14 protein-coding genes are annotated in these 18,029 nt (G+C 70.0%); 12 read left to right on the forward strand and 2 right to left on the reverse strand.

The genetic code is table 11. From position 1 onward, the window contains the following. Positions 1–194: 194 nt before the first annotated feature. Positions 195–818, reverse strand: a complete 624-nt coding sequence (locus tag ACPEH8_RS12140; protein ID WP_312711851.1) for a DUF938 domain-containing protein — start codon at positions 816–818, stop codon at positions 195–197. 142 nt (positions 819–960) lie between these two features. Here ACPEH8_RS12140 and ACPEH8_RS12145 point away from each other — a divergent pair, with 142 nt between their 5' ends. Genes ACPEH8_RS12145 through ACPEH8_RS12190 form a run of 10 tightly spaced genes read left to right on the forward strand, consistent with a single transcriptional unit; the run spans position 961 to position 13,816 of the window. Then, a complete protein-coding gene (locus ACPEH8_RS12145; protein WP_017355472.1) occupies positions 961–2,589 on the forward strand; it encodes a TldD/PmbA family protein in 1,629 nt (542 codons plus the stop codon). Positions 2,590–2,646: 57 nt separating this feature from the next. Continuing rightward, complete coding sequence (locus ACPEH8_RS12150; RefSeq protein WP_262071522.1) at positions 2,647–4,281, forward strand: TldD/PmbA family protein; 1,635 nt, start codon at positions 2,647–2,649, stop codon at positions 4,279–4,281. Between the two features lie 21 nt (positions 4,282–4,302). Continuing rightward, positions 4,303–5,637, forward strand: coding sequence for a TldD/PmbA family protein (locus ACPEH8_RS12155; protein ID WP_017355470.1), 1,335 nt, complete (start codon positions 4,303–4,305; stop codon positions 5,635–5,637). A gap of 43 nt (positions 5,638–5,680) precedes the next feature. Further along, entirely contained in the window at positions 5,681–6,382 is a 702-nt protein-coding gene (locus tag ACPEH8_RS12160; protein ID WP_017355469.1) for a DUF4159 domain-containing protein, read from the forward strand. 59 nt (positions 6,383–6,441) lie between these two features. Then, positions 6,442–7,425: an AAA family ATPase gene (locus tag ACPEH8_RS12165; RefSeq protein WP_017355468.1), complete on the forward strand. Its 984-nt coding sequence runs from the start codon at positions 6,442–6,444 to the stop codon at positions 7,423–7,425. Between the two features lie 8 nt (positions 7,426–7,433). Beyond that, positions 7,434–8,330: a DUF58 domain-containing protein gene (locus ACPEH8_RS12170; RefSeq protein WP_136005663.1), complete on the forward strand. Its 897-nt coding sequence runs from the start codon at positions 7,434–7,436 to the stop codon at positions 8,328–8,330. A gap of 2 nt (positions 8,331–8,332) precedes the next feature. Then, positions 8,333–9,466: a BatA domain-containing protein gene (locus ACPEH8_RS12175; RefSeq protein ID WP_423667014.1), complete on the forward strand. Its 1,134-nt coding sequence runs from the start codon at positions 8,333–8,335 to the stop codon at positions 9,464–9,466. Further along, entirely contained in the window at positions 9,463–11,631 is a 2,169-nt protein-coding gene (locus ACPEH8_RS12180) for a hypothetical protein (protein WP_423666879.1), read from the forward strand. Before ACPEH8_RS12175 ends, ACPEH8_RS12180 begins: the two co-directional genes overlap by 4 nt. After that, the gene (locus ACPEH8_RS12185; RefSeq protein WP_423666882.1) at positions 11,628–13,457 is read left to right on the forward strand and encodes a hypothetical protein; all 1,830 of its coding nucleotides are present in this window, start codon (positions 11,628–11,630) and stop codon (positions 13,455–13,457) included. Before ACPEH8_RS12180 ends, ACPEH8_RS12185 begins: the two co-directional genes overlap by 4 nt. Positions 13,458–13,513: 56 nt before the next feature. Continuing rightward, positions 13,514–13,816 (forward strand): hypothetical protein, encoded by a 303-nt coding sequence (locus ACPEH8_RS12190; RefSeq protein WP_136005672.1) that lies wholly within the window; start codon positions 13,514–13,516, stop codon positions 13,814–13,816. 21 nt (positions 13,817–13,837) lie between these two features. Here ACPEH8_RS12190 and ACPEH8_RS12195 read toward each other — a convergent pair whose 3' ends face one another. Next, positions 13,838–14,314, reverse strand: a complete 477-nt coding sequence (locus ACPEH8_RS12195; RefSeq protein ID WP_423666885.1) for a hypothetical protein — start codon at positions 14,312–14,314, stop codon at positions 13,838–13,840. A gap of 122 nt (positions 14,315–14,436) precedes the next feature. Here ACPEH8_RS12195 and ACPEH8_RS12200 point away from each other — a divergent pair, with 122 nt between their 5' ends. Both ACPEH8_RS12200 and ACPEH8_RS12205 read left to right on the forward strand, forming a co-directional pair. Further along, positions 14,437–16,917, forward strand: a complete 2,481-nt coding sequence (locus tag ACPEH8_RS12200) for a DEAD/DEAH box helicase (protein ID WP_136005676.1) — start codon at positions 14,437–14,439, stop codon at positions 16,915–16,917. Then, positions 16,914–18,002 carry a ribonuclease H-like domain-containing protein gene (locus ACPEH8_RS12205; protein ID WP_136005679.1) on the forward strand — a complete coding sequence of 363 codons (1,089 nt, stop codon included), beginning with the start codon at positions 16,914–16,916 and terminating at the stop codon, positions 18,000–18,002. Before ACPEH8_RS12200 ends, ACPEH8_RS12205 begins: the two co-directional genes overlap by 4 nt. The last annotated feature ends 27 nt before the right edge of the window (positions 18,003–18,029 follow it).

Genomic DNA, 18,029 nt, shown 5'->3' on the forward strand with positions numbered 1-18,029 from the left:
GAACGGAAGGCAGCCGGGCAGAGCCCGGCTCTACGGGCGTCGTGCGCGGTGGGTGGCCGCCGACGTAGAGCCGACTTCTAGTCGGCTTCGCGCGCAGCGCGCAGGGTTCGATGCCGGAACGGAAGGCAGCCGGGCAGAGCCCGGCTCTACGGGCGCAGCGCGCGGGTTTCGATGCCGGCGCGCTGCGCGCGCGGTTACGCAAAGCGGTGCCATACCCGCAGGCGGTTGTTGGCCGGCATGGCCACGTCGTCGATCAGCCGCAGGCCCTGGGCGGCGGCCAGTGCGTCCACCGCGTCGGCATCGCGGATGCCCGCCGCGGGGTCGCGCTGCTTCAGCCAGGCATCGAATACCCGGTTGCTGTCGCTGCTGTACTGGCCGCCCTGGTTGAACGGCCCGTAGATGCACAGCAGCGCGTCGTCGGCCATCACCGCCGGCAGTCCGGCGAACAACGCCTCCACGTGCGCCCAGCTCATGATATGCAGGGTGTTGGCGCTGAACACCGCATCGAAGCCCAACGGTGCTTCCGGCAGCGGTGCCAGGCCAGGCACGGGCGACAGCACGGCCTGCAACGGCCACGGGGGCGGAGCATTGGGCAGGGCGGCCTCGGCCAGGCGCTCGGCAATGCCGGGCAGATGGTCCGGGTGGTCGCTGGCCTGCCAGTGCAGGTGCGGCAGCTGCGCGGCGAAGTGCGCCGCATGCTGGCCGGTACCGCTGCCGATCTCCAGGACGCGGTGGCGGTCCTGCAGGTACCGGCGCAGGACTGTCAGGATCGGCTCGCGGTTGCGCTCGCAGGCGTCGGACCAACGCTGTTGGCTCATGGCAGGCTCAAGATGAATTCGGATGACCGCCATCCAACCATGACCGCAGTCACTTGTGCCACTGCCCGCCGCCATCGAAAGTCAAGAACTTGTCCACTGCGACCGGTCTGATGCCGATCGCACCGTCGGGGGATGGATCGCTGTGCAACGCCGTGAGTTTCTTGCGCTGTCTGGAATGGGCCTGGCTGGCCTGGTACTGCCGCACGGTCGGCTGATTGCCGCCGAGCAACTGCTCGAGCCCGGCGACCCCGTCCGCAACAGGGTGCTGGCCGAGGCGGCGCTGGGCGCGGCCAAACGCGCCGGCGCCACCTACTGCGACGTACGTATCGGGCGCTACCTCAACCAGGCGGTGATCACCCGCGAGCGCACCGTCCAGAACGTCACCAACAGCGAATCGGCCGGCATCGGCATCCGGGTGATCGTCAACGGCGCCTGGGGCTTTGCGGCCACCCACCAGCGCACGCCGGCGGCGGTGCTGGCCACGGTTGGGCAGGCCGCCGCCATCGCGCGCGCCAACGCCGGCATCCAGACCCGTCCGGTACAGCTGGCGCCGGTAACCGGTGTTGGCGAGGTCAGCTGGAAGACGCCGATCCGCAGGAACGCAATGGCGGTACCGATCCAGGACAAGGTCGAGATGCTGCTGGCGGTCAATGCCGCCGCCCTCGACGCCGGCGCCGATTTCATCAATTCCACATTGTTCCTGGTCAACGAGCAGAAGTACTTCGCCTCCAGCGACGGCTCGTTCATCGACCAGGACGTGCACCGGATCTGGCTGCCGTTCACCGCCACCGCCATCGACAAGGCCACCGGCAAATTCCGCACCCGCGCGGGACTGTCCTCGCCGATGGGCATGGGCTACGAGTTTCTCGATGGCGACGCCAGCGGCAAGATCGCGCTGCCAGGCGGCGTCACCGCCTACCGCGATTCCTACGATCCGATCGAGGATGCAGTGGCCGCCGCCCGTCAGGCGCGCGAGAAGCTCAAGGCACCGTCGGTCAAGCCAGGCAAGTACGACCTGGTGCTGGACCCGTCCAACCTGTTCCTGACCATCCACGAGAATGTCGGCCACCCGCTGGAACTGGACCGCGTGCTCGGCTACGAAGCCAACTACGCCGGCACCAGCTTCGCCACGCTGGACAAGCGCGAGGCGGGCTTCCGCTGGGGCAGCGACATTGTCAACTTCCATGCCGACAAAACCGCGCCGGGCAGCCTGGGCGCGGTGGGCTACGACGATGAAGGGGTCAAGACCCGGCGCTGGGACCTGGTCAAGGACGGCATCCTGGTCAACTACCAGGCCACGCGCGATGAAGTGCACCTGCTGGGCGAAACCGCCTCGCACGGCTGCAGCTACGCCGATTCCTGGTCCAGCGTGCAGTTCCAGCGCATGGCCAACGTGTCGCTGGCGCCGGGCAGGACGCCGCTCAGCGTGGCCGACATGATCAAGGACGTGGAGAACGGCATCTACATCCACGGCCGCGGCTCGTATTCGATCGACCAGCAGCGCTACAACGCGCAGTTCGGCGGCCAGCTCTACTACCAGATCCGGAACGGCCAGATCGCCGGCATGGTCGAGGATGCGGCCTACCAGATCCGTACGCCGGAGTTCTGGAACGCGTGCAGCGCGATCTGCGATGAACGCGACTTCCGCTTCGGTGGCTCGTTCTTCGACGGCAAGGGCCAGCCGGGCCAGGTCTCGGCGGTCTCGCACGGCTCGTCGACCACCCGCTTCAACGGGGTGAACATCATCAATACCGCGCGCAGCCTGGGATGAGCCCGCCGCGCCCGCCGTTCGTTTCCCTGCCACACCACCCTGACGTGGAGCGCCGCCTTGCAAAGACGTGACTTCCTCGCCCTGACCGGGCTTACCGCAGGCGGCCTGATCGTGCCGTCCTTCTTCGGCAAGGTCATTGCCGCCGAACACCTGCACAGCACGCTGGACCCTGCGCTGAAGAAGCGCCTGGCCGATGCGGCGCTGGCTGCCGCGCGCCAGGCCGGCGCCACCTACTGCGATGTGCGCATCGGCCGCTACCTGCGCCAGTTCGTGATCACCCGCGAGGACAAGGTGCAGAACGTGGTCAACACCGAGTCCACCGGTGTGGGCATCCGCGTGATCGTCAACGGGGCATGGGGCTTTGCCGCCACCAACCAGCTCGGGCCGGGCGACGTGGCGCGCGCCGCACAGCAGGCCGCCGCCATCGCCAAGGCCAACGCGGCAGTGCAGACCGCACCGGTGCAGTTGGCCGCCGCGGCGGGGGTGGGCGAGGTCTCCTGGCGCACGCCGATCCGCAAGAATGCGATGGACGTGCCGATCAAGGAGAAGGTGGAGCTGCTGCTGGACGTCAATGCCGCCGCGATGGGCGCCGGCGCCAGCTTCGTCAACTCGATGCTGTTCCTGGTCAACGAGCAGAAGTACTTCGCCTCCACCGACGGTTCCTACATCGACCAGGACGTGCACCGCATCTGGGCGCCGATGACGATCACCGCCATCGACAAGGCAAGCGGCAAGTTCCGCACCCGCGAAGGCCTGTCCTCGCCGATGGGCATGGGCTACGAGTATCTCGATGGCGCGGCGGCGGGCAAGGTGCCGACCCCCAACGGAGTGGTCAACTACAGCACGTCCTACGACATGCGGGAGGACGCCATCGCCGCGGCCAAGCAGGCCCAGGAGAAGCTCAAGGCGCCGTCGGTGAAGCCGGGCAAGTACGACCTGATCCTGGACCCCTCGCACACCTGGCTCACCATCCACGAATCGATCGGCCATCCGCTCGAGCTGGACCGCGTGCTGGGCTACGAGGCCAACTATGCCGGCACCAGCTTCGCCACCCTGGACAAGCGCGAGCAGCAGTTCCAGTACGGCAGCGACAAGGTGAACATCTTCGCCGACAAGACCCAGCCGGGCAGCCTCGGCGCGGTCGCCTACGACGATGAAGGCGTCAAGACCAAGCGCTGGGACCTGATCAGCAACGGCAGGCTGGTGGACTACCAGACCATCCGCGACCAGGCCCATATTCTCGGCAAGACCGAGTCCGACGGTTGCTGCTATGCCGATTCCTGGTCCAGCGTGCAGTTCCAGCGCATGGCCAATGTCTCGATGGCCCCCGGCAAGACGCCGCTGAGCGTGAGCGACATGATCAAGGACGTCGAGAATGGCATCTACATCATCGGCGACGGTTCGTTCTCGATCGACCAGCAGCGCTACAACGCGCAGTTCGGCGGCCAGCTGTTCTATGAGATCAAGAACGGCAGGATCACCCGCATGCTCGAGGACGTGGCTTACCAGATCCGCACACCGGAGTTCTGGAACGCCTGCAGCGCCGTGGCCGATGAGCGTGACTACCGCCTCGGCGGCTCGTTCTTCGACGGCAAGGGCCAGCCGGGCCAGGTCTCGGCGGTCTCGCACGGCTCGTCCACCGCGCGCTTCAACGGCATCAACGTCATCAACACCGCACGCAGCCTCGGCTGACCGGTCAGGAGCCCAATCGCAATGAGTATCTTCACCGAAGCCCAGGCCAAGGCCATCCTCGACAAGGTCATCGCGCTGTCCAAGGCCGACGAATGCACGGCCGTCCTGGCCGGCTCGATCGATGGCAACATCCGTTTCGCGCTCAACAACGTGTCCACCAGCGGCATCGTCGACAACACCGAACTGGCCGTCACCGTGGCCTTCGGCAAGCGCGTGGGCACCGCCTCGATCAACGAGTTCGACGATGCCGCGCTGGAACGCGTGGTCCGTCGTGCCGAAGACCTGGCGCGTCTGGCACCGGAGAATCCGGAGTTCATGCCCGCCATCGGCAGGCAGACCTACACCGCCAGCCCCACGTTCAGCGCCTCCACCGCCGCCATCGACCCGGCGTTCCGCGCCAAGGTTGCCGCCGATTCGATCGCACCGTGCCGCGGCAACGGGCTGATCGCCGCCGGCTTCCTGGAAGACGGGCAGAGCTTCTACGCCACTGCCAACAGCAACGGCAACTTCGGTTACCAGCGCAGCACCAATTTCGACTACACCTGCACCGTGCGCACCGAAGACGGCCGCGGCTCGGGCTGGGTCGGCCGCAACCTGAAGGACGCCGCCGACTTCAAGGCCGACCAGGACATCCGCATCGCCATGCGCAAGGCCACCGAATCGGCAGAAGCCAAAGCGCTGGAGCCGGGCAAGTACACCGTGATCCTGGAGCCGGCCGCCGCCGCGGGCCTGATCAGCTTCATGATGAACTTCTTCGACGCGCGCGCGGCTGATGAAGGCCGCAGCTTCCTGTCCAGGAAGGGCGGCGGCAACAAGCTGGGCGAGCAGGTCTACGATCCGCGCGTGAACTTCAGCGCCGACCCGTGGAATCCCGAGGCTCCGGTGCTGCCGTGGGATGGCGAAGGCCAGCCGCGCCAGAAGCTGGCCATCGTCGAGAACGGCCGCATCGCCAACCTGAACTACTCGCGGTACTGGGCGCAGAAGCAGGGCAAGACCGCCAACGCGCGGGCGGGCAACCTGCTGATGGCCGGTGGCGACAAGAGCACCGCCGAGCTGGTGCGCGGCACCCAGAAGGGCATTCTGGTGACCCGGACCTGGTACATCCGCATGGTCGATCCGCAGACTGTGCTGCTGACCGGCCTCACCCGCGATGGCACGTTCTACATCGAGAACGGACAGATCAAGTACCCGGTCAAGAACTTCCGCTTCAACGAATCGCCGGTGATCATGCTCAACAACATCGAAGAGCTCGGCAAGCCGGTGCGCGTGGCTGGCGACGAGTCCAGCCTGGTGATGATGATCCCGCCGATGAAGCTGCGCGATTTCACCTTCACCTCGCTGTCCGACGCGGTCTGATGCAGCCCTGTCGTCCCCGAGGGTGGCGGAGCGGCGCGCGGCGATGAACCGCGCGCAGTTTCTTCGGGCACTGCTGGGCGGCGCCGCGCTTGCGGCGCTGCCGTCGTGGGCCGGCGCGCAGGCCGGCCGCTACGATTTCTGGTTCACCCGGCTCAAGTACGACTCCGGCGACTGGGACGTGGATGCGCGCATGCCGTCCAACGTGATCACCTCGCTGATCGACTACACCTCGCTGCGCGTGGACCCGCAGGAGCACGTGATCGCGCTCGCCGACCCCCGCATGCTGCAGGCCCCGTTCTGCTACCTGGCCGGGCACAAGCTGGTCGAGTTCAACGCGGCTGAGCGACAGAACTTCGTGCGCTACGTGCGCAACGGCGGCTTCGTGTTCGTGGATGACTGCAACCACGATATCGACGGCCTGTTCGCCACCTCGTTCGAAGCGCAGATGGCTGCATTGTTCGGCCCCCGCGCGCTGAAGAAGCTGCCCAACACGCATGCGCTGTACCGCAGCTTCTTCCGTTTTCCGGACGGGCCGCCGGCGACCGGTTTCGAGCTCAACGGCTGGGGCGACGACCTGGTCCACGACTACCTCAAGGGCATCGAGATCGACGGCCGGCTGGGCGTGCTCTACAGCAACAAGGACTATGGCTGCGAGTGGGATTACGACTGGCGCAACAAGCGCTTCCTCGCCGAAGACAACACCCGTTTCGCGGTCAACATCGTCATGTACGCCCTCAACAGTTGATCCTCCCGCCAACGGCCCACCCAGCCTCTGCGCCACGCCTCCTTCCTACAGGTTCCGCCATGACCACCGCCGACATCGACACCCTCCTGCCGAAACTGCACCAGCTGCGCGAGGCGCTCGGCCAGGCGGTGGTGGGCCAGCATGCGGTGGTGGAGCAGTTGCTGATCGGCCTGCTGGCCGGCGGCCACTGCCTGCTCGAAGGCGCGCCGGGACTGGGCAAGACACTGCTGGTGCGCTCGCTCGGGCAGGCGCTGGAACTGCAGTTCCGCCGCGTGCAGTTCACCCCCGACCTGATGCCCAGCGACATCCTGGGCACGGAGCTGCTGGAAGAAGACCACGGCACCGGCCACCGTCACTTCCGTTTCCAGAAGGGACCGATCTTCACCCACCTGCTGCTCGCCGACGAGCTCAACCGCACCCCGCCCAAGACCCAGGCCGCGCTGCTGGAAGCGATGCAGGAACGCACGGTCAGCTACGCCGGCACCACCTACATGCTGCCGGCGCCGTTCTTCGTGCTGGCCACGCAGAACCCGATCGAGCAGGCGGGCACGTACCCGCTGCCCGAAGCGCAGCTGGACCGCTTCCTGCTGCATGTCCGGGTGGACTACCCCACCGAGCAGGAAGAACGCGACATCCTGCTGCAGACCACCGGCAGTGCGGCCGGCACGGTGCCGCAGGTGATGCATGCCGAGGACGTGCTGGCGCTGCAGGCTGCCGTCCGCCAGGTGCATGTCAGCGACGATGTGCTGACCTGGATCACCCGCGTGGTGCGGGCCAGCCGGCCCGGTAGCGGTGCGCCGGACGCGGTCAACCACTGGATCAAGTGGGGGGCCGGCCCGCGCGCCGGGCAGTCGCTGGTGCTCGCCGCCAAGGCCCGGGCGCTGCTGCAGGGTCGCTTTGCCGCCACCCGTGAGGATGTGCAGGCGCTGGTGGGGCCGGTGATGCGTCATCGCCTGCTGCTCTCCTTTGCCGCCGAGGCCGAACAGAAAAGCGCCGACGATGTGATCCACGCGCTGCTGCAGGCCGTGCCGTTCCCGGCCTGAGCGCTGCCGTGACGCCGCACGCGCCGATCCTCCTGCCCGCCGATGTGCGCAGCCGTCTGAAGACGCTGCGCCTGCTGCCTCGCCGTGCGCGCGGTACGCACGCGATCGGCCAGCACGCCAGCCGCAGTCGCGGGGCCGGTCTGGAGTTCGCCCAGTATCGGGCCTACGAGCCGGGCGACGCGCTGCGCCAGATCGACTGGAAGCTGTACGCCCGCTCGGACCGTTTTTTCGTGCGCGAATCCGAGCGCGAGAGCCCGGTCACGGTGTGGGTACTGGTGGATGCCAGCGCGTCGGCCACACAGGCCGACCGCGCGCGCCCGGACTGGTCGCGGCTGGACCACGCCTGCGCCACTGCGGCCTGTCTGGTGGAGCTGGCGCTGCAGCAGGGCGACCGGTTCGGCCTGATTGCCGTGGGTGGCGACGGTGTGCGGCTGGTGCCGGCCGGCAGCGGACCGCGCCAGCGCGACCGCGTGCACCTGCTGCTGCGCCAGCTGCATGCACACGGTGGCTGGCCGGCCGCCACGGCGCTGCGCCCGGTGTGGGAACGCGTGCAGGCTGGGGACATGCTGATCGCCCTGGGCGACGGGTTCGATGACGCCGGCGTCGCGCTGCTGGAGCGGCTGGCGGCGGCGCGGCGCGAAGTACTGCATCTCCAGCTGCTCAGCGCCGAAGAGCGTGATTTCCCGTTCACCGACGGCCATCGTTTCCACGACCCGGAAACCGGCGAGGAACTGCTCGGCGACGGCCGTGCGATCCGCGAGGGCTATCTGGCCCGGTTCGCGGCGGCGCAGCGCGCGCTTCACGCGCGCCTTCAGGCGGCGGGCATCGTCACGGCAACGGGGTACCTGGACCAGCCGCTGGATGTGCCCCTGCGCACACTGTTCGCACCGGGCAGTGCTGCATGAGCCTGACTCTGCTGTTCCCGCTCGGGTTGCTGGCGCTGGCCGCGCTGCTGGTGCCGCTGCTGATCCACCTGGCGCGGCGCCATCAGTACGCCCCGCTGTCGTTCGCCGCCCTGCGCTGGCTGCGTGCCAAGGCGCGCCCGCGCCAGCGCATCCGGTTCGATGAATGGCCGCTGCTGCTGGTGCGCCTGCTGCTGCTGGCTGTCCTTGCACTGCTGCTGGCCCGTCCGCTGCTGCACGGTACCGCCGCCGACACCCACGCGGTCACCGCGGTCGCGCCCGGCCTGGAGGGTGCCGCGCTGCGCGGCACGGACACGGCCGGCGACTGGCGCTGGCTGGCGCCGGGCTTCCCACCGCTGCACGCCGCCGCCCCGGCCGCGCCTCAACCGCTGGCCAGCCTGCTGCGTGAACTGGACCAGCTGCTGCCGGCCGGCACGCCGCTCACCGTCTACGTGCCCGATCCGCTGCCCGGCCTGGATGCGCAACGCCCGCGTCTGTCGCGCAGCGTACGTTGGCAGCCAGTGCCGGCACCGCCCCCCCGCGCAGACGACGCACGGCCACGCCTGCCCACGCTGCAGCCCGGCGGCCACCCGGCCGACGCGGGCAGCGTACCGGTGCTGGAGGCCCTGCAACGCGCGTGGAACGGGCAGGCGCTCGCGGCACCGCTCGCAGCGGACAGCGCGCCCGACGTGGGTCAGATCGGGGTATGGCTGTCGCCCGCCGCGCTGCCGGAGCGCTGGCAGGCGTGGGTGCGGCAGGGCGGCACGGTACTGCTCGCCACGCCGGGCGCCGCACCCGGGGAAGGCTGGTCGACCGCCCTGCGCGATGCCGAGGGCAGACCGCTGCTCCAGCAGCGCGCGGTCGAGCGGGGCAGGCTGCTGCGCTTCACGGGGGCGATGTCGCCCAGCGCATTGCCCGCGTTGCGCGAGGCCGATCTGCCACGTCGCCTGCTCTCCGTGCTCGCGCCCCCGGCGGCGCCGCAGCTCGCCGTGGCCGCGACGCAGGTACCGCTGACCGGCGCGCCCGCGCCGCGTGCGACCCCGCGCGATCCCGTCCCGTGGCTGCTGGCGTTGATCGTGCTGCTGTTCGCGCTGGAACGCGCCCTGGCCACCGCGCCGCGCCGCGAGGCCGGCGCATGAGCGCGCGCGTGCAGCAGGCCTGGCACCGTGCCCGCCGGCGCCGGTGGTGGAGCAGCGCGCTGATCGGCCTGCCGCTCGCCGTGGCCGCCACCGCGCTCGCCCTGCGCGTGGCCGGCTTCAACCCGGCCACGGTGGTGCTGCTGCTGGCCCTGCTGGCAACAACAGGCATCGCCACCTGGCGCGCGCGGCGGCTGGACCGTCGCTGGCTGGTCCGGCAGCTCGACCGGCATCCCGTCGCGCAGGACAGTGCCGACCTGCTGTTCGCTGCGCCCGACACCCTCAACCCCCTGCAGCAGCGCCAGCGCCAGCATGTCGCCACGGCGCTGCAGTCCGCCCCGCCGGACCTGCGTCCGCGCTGGCCCGCGCGCGCGCTGTGGCCGGCCTGGATCGGCGCGCTGCTGGTGATCGCCCTGGCGTTGGGGTGGCCGCGCAGCCGTGACACCGCCGTTGCACCGGACCCTGGGCCGGTTGCGAACAGTACCCAGGCGCCGCCGCCGCAGCTGCAGTCCACCCGACTGCAGATCCGCGCACCGGCCTACACCGGTCAGCCCGTGCGCGTGCAGGCCGTGCTGGATGCGAAGGTCGCCCAGGGCAGCCAGCTGCAGTGGGCGTTGCGCTTCTCCGCACCGCCGACAAGCGCGGCACTCCAGTTCCACGACGGCCAGCGCCTGCCGCTGCAGCGCCACGGCGACACATGGACCACGCAATCCACTGCTTCACGGCCGCGGCTGTACCGCGTGGTCACCACGCCGGCACTGCACGATAACCGGCTGTACCGCCTCGACGTAGTGCCCGACCGTGCGCCGGGCGTGCGCGTGATCGCCCCGGACCGCAGTCTGGTGCTCGGCGCACCCGGCCAACGCCAGTGGGCCCTGCAGTTCGAGGCGAGCGACGACTACGGCGTCGCCGCCACTGCCGAGCTCAAGGTGACCCTCGCCCAGGGCAGTGGCGAGAACATCACTTTCCGCGAGCAGCGCATCCCCCTGACCGGCAGCGGGCCCGCCACCCAGCGCCGCTTCGCGCGCACGCTCGATCTGGCCGCACTCGGCGCGGCGCCGGGCAATGATGTGATCGCGCAGCTGCAGGTGCGCGACAACCGCGCGCCCATCGCCCAGACCGGCCAAAGCACCAGCGTGATCCTGCGCCTGCCCAGCACCGAGCAGATACAGACCGCCGACCTGGAAGGCATGGTCAAGAAGACCCTGCCAGCCTATTTCCGCAGCCAGCGCCAGATCATCATCGATGCCGAAGCGCTGATCCGGTTGCGCGGGCAGTTGCCGCCCGGGGAGTTCGTCCGGCGCGCCGATGCGATCGGCGTGGACCAGCGCATCCTGCGCCTGCGCTATGGCCAGTTCCTGGGGGAGGAAAGCGAAGGCGCAGCGAAGCCGCCGCCGACCAGCGATGCCCTGCCGACCAGCGACGCTCCTGCGACGCAGGACCAGGAGCACGATCACGACACGGCCGACGCGGCCGGCCACGCGCAGGCCGGCCACGACGACCACGACCACAGCGGCGCGACGGCGGGCGGCCCGCCGGTGTTCGGCAGCGCCACCGATGTGCTGTCCGAGTACGGCCACACCCACGACCACGCCGAAGCCGCCACGCTGCTCGATCCGCAGACCCGCGCCACGCTGAAGGCCGCACTCGACCAGATGTGGTCCTCCGAGGGCGAGCTGCGCCAGGGCCGTCCCGACGCGGCGCTGCCGTACGCCTACAAGGCGCTGGCCTTCATCAAACAGGTGCAGCAGGCCGAGCGCATCTACCTGGCGCGGGTCGGGCCGGAACTGCCGCCGATCGATGAGAGCCGCCGCCTCGGCGGCGACCGCACCGACCTCGGCAACCGCACCCTGCCGTTGCAGGCCGTGCCCGCCCCCGATCCGGCCATCGTCGCGGTCTGGCAGCAGCTGGCCGACACCGACGGCGCACCGGACCTGGACGCGGTGAGCGGCTGGCTGCGCGCCAATGAGACGCGCCTGTCCGATCCGCTCAGCCTGGCGGCGGCCATTGAAGCGCTGCGCATGGCACCGGAATGCAGCGAGTGCCGGACTACGCTGCGCGCCCAACTGTGGCGGGCGCTGCTGCGGCCGCCGCCGCAGGTCTCGCGACGCACCGCGCCGGATCGGATGGGCCAGACCTGGCTGGATGCCCTGGAGAACGTCCGATGAGCGATGCCCGCTGGATTGCCGTCGCACTGGCCGTCATCGTGCTGCTCGGCAGCGCACGCCTGCTCTGGCACCAGCGGCAGGGTCCACGTCGCAGCGCAGGGCGACTGCTGTGCCTGCTCGTGCTGCAGGCAGCCAGTGGCGTGCTGCTGTTCCGGTGCCTGGTGCCTCCGCAGACCAGCGCACCCGCCGGCCAGCTGACCGTGCTCACCGCCGCCGCCGACACCGTGCGCTGGACGCGCTCCCCCGGCGACACCGTGATCGCCCTGCCCGAGGCACCGGCCCATGCCGACAGCCGCCCCGCGCCCGATCTCGCCACCGCGCTGCGACAGCATCCGGGTACGCGGTCGCTGCGCGTGATCGGCGATGGCCTGTCCGCACGTGACCGCGATACGCCGCTGCCGGCACAGGTGAGCGCGCGTGCCTCCCCACCGCCGGTCGGATGGGTGGCGCTGCAGCCGCCTTCCGCTGCCGCCCCTGGCGCGGTGTTTGTCCTGCGCGCACGTGCGCAGGGCGTGGCCACGGCAAGCGCCGAGCTGCTGGACCCGGCCGGCAGGGTGGTCGATCGCGCCCGCATCGGCGACGACGGCCGCGTGCAGCTGCAGGGCGTGGCCCGCGCCAGCGGCCGCAGCGAGTTCCGTCTGCGCCTGCTCGACGCCGATCAGCACGCGGTGGACAGCATCGTCGTCCCGCTGCAGACCATCGCCCAGCCGGTGCCACGTGTGGTGATCGTCGCCGGCGCGCCGGGGCCGGAACTCAAGTACCTGCGCCGTTGGGCCACCGACACCGGCCTGGCGGTCCAGACGCAGGCCAGCGCGGGAGGCGGGGTCCTGCTCGGCGACGGCCCGGTCGCGCTCAGCGCCGCGCGCCTGGCCGCCACCGATGTCCTGATCCTCGACGAACGCAGCCTGGCCGCCCTCGATGGCGCGCAGCGCGGCGCTGTGCAGCAGGCACTGCGCAACGGACTGGGGGTGCTGGTGCGCACCTCTGGGCCGCTTCCCGACGGCGCCCGCCAGACCCTGCGCAACTGGGGCTTGGCCGTCACCGGCAGCAGCCAGACCCTGCCGTTGACCCTGCCGGCCGATCCCGACCCGGCACTGCTGCAGGCGCGGCGCGGGCCGCCACGCCCGTCAGGTCAACCTACCGTCCATGCCGACGAGGCCGACGCCGCATCACGCAGTGCCGCTGCTCCTGTACTGGAACAGTTCACCCTGCGCACAGCCGATGCCAGCGCGCTGCTGCACGACGCGAAGGGCGCGGCCATCGGTGGCTGGCGCGGCATCGGCCAGGGCCGGCTGGCGCTGCTGCCGGTTACCGACACCTATCGGCTGGTGCTGGCCGGCCGCGATGACCGGCATGCCGAGCTGTGGAGCGGCATGCTGACCACGCTGGCACGCGCGCTGCCGGCCACCGCCACGGTCCGTCCCGGCAGCGCCACGCCCTGGGCCGGCGAGCGCCTCGCGCTGTGCAATCTGCAGGGACCCACGCAGGTCCGTGCGCCGGACGGCAGCGACACCGCCCTGGTCATCGATCCATCCAGCGGCACCGATGCCTGCGCCGGCTACTGGCCGCAGCAGCCGGGGTGGCACCAGTTGCGCCACGGCGATACAACGCAGGCCGTGTACGTTTTCGACCCAGCTGGCGCGCAGGCGCTGTACCGCCAGCAACTGCGCGAGGCCAACGCCGTGCGCGTGGGCCGCGCCGACCGCGCCACAGCCACCACCCACGCGGTGCCAGGCCCGCGCTGGCCGTGGCTGCTGGCGTTCGTGCTGGTGAGTGGCCTGCTCTGGTGGCTGGAGAGACGGCGCCCGCGGGCAGCGACGGCCTGATCGACGTGCGCGCTGTCGCACATGCCTATACTGCGTCTCCACAGGGAGGATCATGCATGTCGCGAGTTGCAACGATGATGGCCATGACGCTGGCAGCCGGTGCAGCGGTGTTGAACGCCGGCACGGCCGGGGCAGCGGTGATCGGCCCCAGCAACATGACCGCCAGCCGCTACCCCGAACCGCGCTGCCAGCCGCCGCGCAGGGCCACGGGCAACAGCCCGTCCGAGCTGAGCCGCTACCAGAGCGACGTCAAGGAACATTTCCGCTGCGTGGAAAAGTACGTGGAAGCGGCGCAGAACGACATCCGGCGCATCCAGGAATCGATGGACGACGCCGTCAGGGGCGCCAGGCGCTACTGAGCACCCGGCCTGCGGCGGCGGTCACCCGCCCGGTGGCGCGCCGCAGCCGTCCTGCGCGCACAGCAGCAGCGCACGGCGCTGCTGCGCCTCGTCAAGCGCCGGCGACGGCCGTGCGGTGGCCGCCTGGATCGGGTCCGGGGCGCGGGTCAGGGTGTGCAGCCCCTGCGCGGTTTTGCCGATGACGTAATTGATTCCCATCATCACGTAGCCGCCGCTCATGCCCACCTGCTCCAGCGACGGCGCCTCGCGCCAGGCGCGGTTGAAGGTGTTGGGCTCGATCTGGACCGGACTCCGGTACCCGTACAGGTCCAGCGGCACGTCCTCATCGGGTTTGAGCGCACGCACTTCGCCCAGTGTGGTCACGTCCCCGCGCGCCGCGGGCGGCGGCGTGCCCGTCTCCGGCGGCGGAGCGGAAGGGTGCTGGGCCTGTGCCAGGCCGGCCAGCATCATGCCGGCGACTGCGGTGATGCGATGTCCCCCCTTTGCCACACTCACCATCCTGGTCCGTTGCGTGCGTCGGCAGATGATACGCAGGCGACCTTCAGATTTCGTTGCGCGCGTGTCTCAATCGATGAGACACGGCTGTGGTTTCATGGCGTCCTTTGCAGACCGTTGTACTCATGGCTTACGAACTCGCCAAGCGCACCGAGGACGCCGAGCGCCGCCTCGCCACCACCGATGGCCTGCCCTCGCGCAACGGCGCGCTGCTGACCGCGCGGCTGCAGCGCCGCTATGCCGACCGCATCACCGGCAGCTTCACCCTGCCCGGCCGCGAAGGCTGCTATGCGCCGCTTCCCGCCGATGTGCCGGCCGCCCTGGCTGCCGCATTGAAGGCGCGTGGCATCGAACAGCTCTACAGCCACCAGGCCGAGGCCTGGGCGGCCACCCAGCGCGGCGAGCACGTGGCCATCGTCACCCCCACCGCCAGCGGCAAATCGCTGTGCTACACCCTGCCGGTGGTCAGCGCGGCCATGCAGGGCAAGGCCAAGGCGCTGTACCTGTTCCCCACCAAAGCGCTGGCCCAGGACCAGGTGGCCGAACTGCTGGAGCTCAACCGCGCCGGTGACCTGGGGGTCAAGGCCTTCACCTTCGATGGTGATACCCCCGGCGACGCACGCCAGGCGATCCGCCTGCACGGCGACATCGTGGTGTCCAACCCGGACATGCTGCACCAGGCGATCCTGCCCCATCACACCAAGTGGGCGCAGTTCTTCGAGAACCTGCGGTATGTGGTGATCGATGAAGTGCACACCTACCGGGGCGTGTTCGGCAGCCACGTCACCAACGTGCTGCGCCGGCTCAAGCGTATCTGCGCCTTCTACGGGGTGGAGCCGCAGTTCATCCTGTGCTCGGCCACCATCGGCAACCCGCAGGCGCATGCCGAAGCGCTGATCGAAGCACCGGTCACCGCCATCACCGAATCCGGCGCGCCCAGCGGGCCCAAGCACGTGCTGCTGTGGAACCCGCCCGTGGTCAATGCCGACCTCGGCCTGCGCGCCTCGGCGCGCTCGCAGAGCAACCGCATCGCGCGCATCGCGATCAAGTCCGGGCTGAAGACGCTGATCTTCGCGCAGAGCCGGCTGATGGTCGAAGTGCTGACCAAATACCTCAAGGACATCTTCGACCACGATCCGCGCAAGCCGGCGCGCATCCGCGCGTATCGCGGCGGCTACCTGCCCACCGAGCGCCGGGAGACCGAACGCGCCATGCGCGCCGGCACCATCGACGGCATCGTCAGCACCTCGGCGCTGGAGCTGGGCGTGGATATCGGCAGCCTGGACGTGGTGATCCTCAATGGCTATCCGGGCAGCGTCGCGGCCACCTGGCAGCGCTTTGGCCGCGCCGGCCGCCGCCAGCAGCCCGCCCTGGGGGTGATGGTGGCCAGCTCGCAGCCGCTGGACCAGTACGTGGTGCGGCACCCGGACTTCTTCGCCGATGCCTCGCCCGAACATGCGCGCATTGCCCCGGACCAGCCGCTGATCCTGTTCGACCACATCCGCTGCGCCGCCTTCGAACTGCCGTTCCTGGCCGGCGACCCGTTCGGCCCGATCGACCCGCTGGTGTTCCTTGAAGCACTGGCCGAAACAGAGGTCGTGCATCGCGAGGGCGATCGGTGGGAGTGGATCGCCGACAGCTACCCGGCCAACGCGGTGAGCCTGCGCTCGGTGGCCGATGGCAACTTCGTGGTGGTCGACCGCAGCGACGGCAAGCAGCAGATCATCGCCGAGGTGGACTATTCCGCCGCCGCGCTCACCCTGTATGAAGGCGCCATCCACATGGTGCAGTCCACGCCGTACCAGGTGGAGCGGCTGGACTGGGAGGGCCGCAAGGCCTACGTCACCCGCACCCACGTGGACTACTACACCGACAGCATCGACTTCACCAAGCTCAAGGTGCTGGACCGGTTCGACGGCTGCCAGGCCGGGCGCGGCGACTCGCATCACGGTGAAGTTCACGTGGTGCGCCGCGTGGCCGGCTACAAGAAGATCCGTTACTACACCCACGAGAACATCGGCTACGGCCCGGTCAACCTGCCCGACCAGGAACTGCACACCACCGCAGTGTGGTGGCAGCTGCCGCAGGCGCTGCTGCTGACCGCCTTCGACAGCAAGCAGGAGGCGCTGGACGGCTTCCTGGGTGCGGCGTATGCGCTGCATATCGTCGCCACCGTGGCGGTGATGGCCGATGCCCGCGACCTGCAGAAGGCAGTCGGCAATGGCGACGGTGCATGGTTTGCGGTGGCCGACCAGAGCGGCCGCGGCCAGCTGCGCGGTGCCGAGTTCGATGCCAGCGCGATCGAGCTGCAGCAGCAGTTCGTGCCTACCGTCTACCTGTACGACAACTTCCCCGGTGGCGTCGGCTTGAGTGAGCCGCTGTGGCTGCGCCAGGCCGAACTGCTGCAGCGCGCCCGAGAACTGGTGCAGCGCTGCGACTGCAAAGCCGGGTGCCCGGCCTGCGTGGGACCGGTGCTGGCCGGCCAGGAAGACGATGCCACCACACCCAGGGCGCTGGCACTGCACGTGCTGGACCTGTTCGACGCGCATGCGCTGCCCAGCGCCGCCGAGCGCGAGCGCGCCGCCGCCGAGGTGGTGCCGCAGTGAGCCTGAGCCTGGACAAGCTGCGCCTGTTGCGGCGGCAGGCCGGGGACGCCACCCCGGCGCCGGCGGCGTCGGCAGGTCCCGACCGTGGACCGGTCCCCCGCGACGCGCCGTCTGGCGCGCTCCCGTCCGCTGCCAATGATGCGCAGGCGCGCCCCTCTGCACCGGCCTCGGTGTTCGCCTGGGTCGAACAGGAGATCCGTCACAAGCCCACCGGTGACGCGGCCCCGGTCCCGGTAGTGGCAGCCCCCGCGCCCGCCCTGCGCACGCCCGAGGTTGGCAGCCTGCATCGCCTGCTCGGCCTGCGCGCACGCGGCGCTGCGCCGGCCGCCCTGCCCCGCGCCAACGCGCAGGACCGCCACGTCCCCGGTGAGGAGATCGCGCCGGGCCTGTTCCTGATTGAATCGTTCCTGCCGCAGCCCGTGCCGACCCAGCCGCTCTCGCTGGCGTTTGCCAGGCGCGAGGGCGAGCAGGTCCAGCCGCAGGACCTGCTGTTCTTCGATACCGAAACCACCGGCCTGGCCGGCGGCACCGGCACCCGCGCCTTCATGATCGGCGCGGCCGACTGGTACGCCCATCCCGACCAGGGCGACGGCCTGCGCATCCGCCAGCTGGTGATCACCACCCTCGGCGCGGAAACGGCGATGCTGCGTACGTTTGCCGGGTGGCTGCGGCCGGGCCTGGTGTTCTGCAGCTACAACGGCCGCTGCTACGACGCGCCGCTGTTGAAGACGCGTTTCCGGCTGGCCCGTCACGGTGACCCGATCAGCGCGCACGACCATGTGGATCTGCTGTTCCCCACCCGCCGCCGCTACCGTGGCACCTGGGAGAACTGCCGGCTGGCCACCATCGAGCGCCAGCTGCTGCAGATCGTGCGCGAGGACGACCTGCCCGGTTCGGAGGCCCCGGCCGCATGGCTGAACTACCTGCGCGGGGGCAGCGCGCTGAACCTGCGCCGGGTGGCCGACCACAACCACCAGGATGTGGTGACGCTGTCGATGCTGATGTTGCGGCTGGTGGCCGAGGAACAGCAGGAGCGCGAAACGCTGGCCCTGCAGGCCGTTGAACCCCCGCAGCGGCCGCGTTGACGCCGCGTAACGGCCCGCCCACGGACA

Origin of the sequence: Stenotrophomonas sp. NPDC077461 (assembly GCF_049545475.1) — a bacterium.
Classification (GTDB): Bacteria; Pseudomonadota; Gammaproteobacteria; order Xanthomonadales; family Xanthomonadaceae; genus Stenotrophomonas; species Stenotrophomonas nematodicola.

What these genes read in the sequence shown, in the direction of transcription:
- ACPEH8_RS12140 (WP_312711851.1), bottom strand. Translation starts at nt 818, where the DNA reads ATGAGCCAACAGCGTTGGTCCGACGCCTGCGAGCGCAACCGCGAGCCG.
- ACPEH8_RS12155 (WP_017355470.1), top strand. Translation starts at nt 4,303, where the DNA reads ATGAGTATCTTCACCGAAGCCCAGGCCAAGGCCATCCTCGACAAGGTC.
- ACPEH8_RS12160 (WP_017355469.1), top strand. Translation starts at nt 5,681, where the DNA reads ATGAACCGCGCGCAGTTTCTTCGGGCACTGCTGGGCGGCGCCGCGCTT.
- ACPEH8_RS12165 (WP_017355468.1), top strand. Translation starts at nt 6,442, where the DNA reads ATGACCACCGCCGACATCGACACCCTCCTGCCGAAACTGCACCAGCTG.
- ACPEH8_RS12180 (WP_423666879.1), top strand. Translation starts at nt 9,463, where the DNA reads ATGAGCGCGCGCGTGCAGCAGGCCTGGCACCGTGCCCGCCGGCGCCGG.
- ACPEH8_RS12185 (WP_423666882.1), top strand. Translation starts at nt 11,628, where the DNA reads ATGAGCGATGCCCGCTGGATTGCCGTCGCACTGGCCGTCATCGTGCTG.
- ACPEH8_RS12190 (WP_136005672.1), top strand. Translation starts at nt 13,514, where the DNA reads ATGTCGCGAGTTGCAACGATGATGGCCATGACGCTGGCAGCCGGTGCA.
- ACPEH8_RS12195 (WP_423666885.1), bottom strand. Translation starts at nt 14,314, where the DNA reads ATGGTGAGTGTGGCAAAGGGGGGACATCGCATCACCGCAGTCGCCGGC.
- ACPEH8_RS12200 (WP_136005676.1), top strand. Translation starts at nt 14,437, where the DNA reads ATGGCTTACGAACTCGCCAAGCGCACCGAGGACGCCGAGCGCCGCCTC.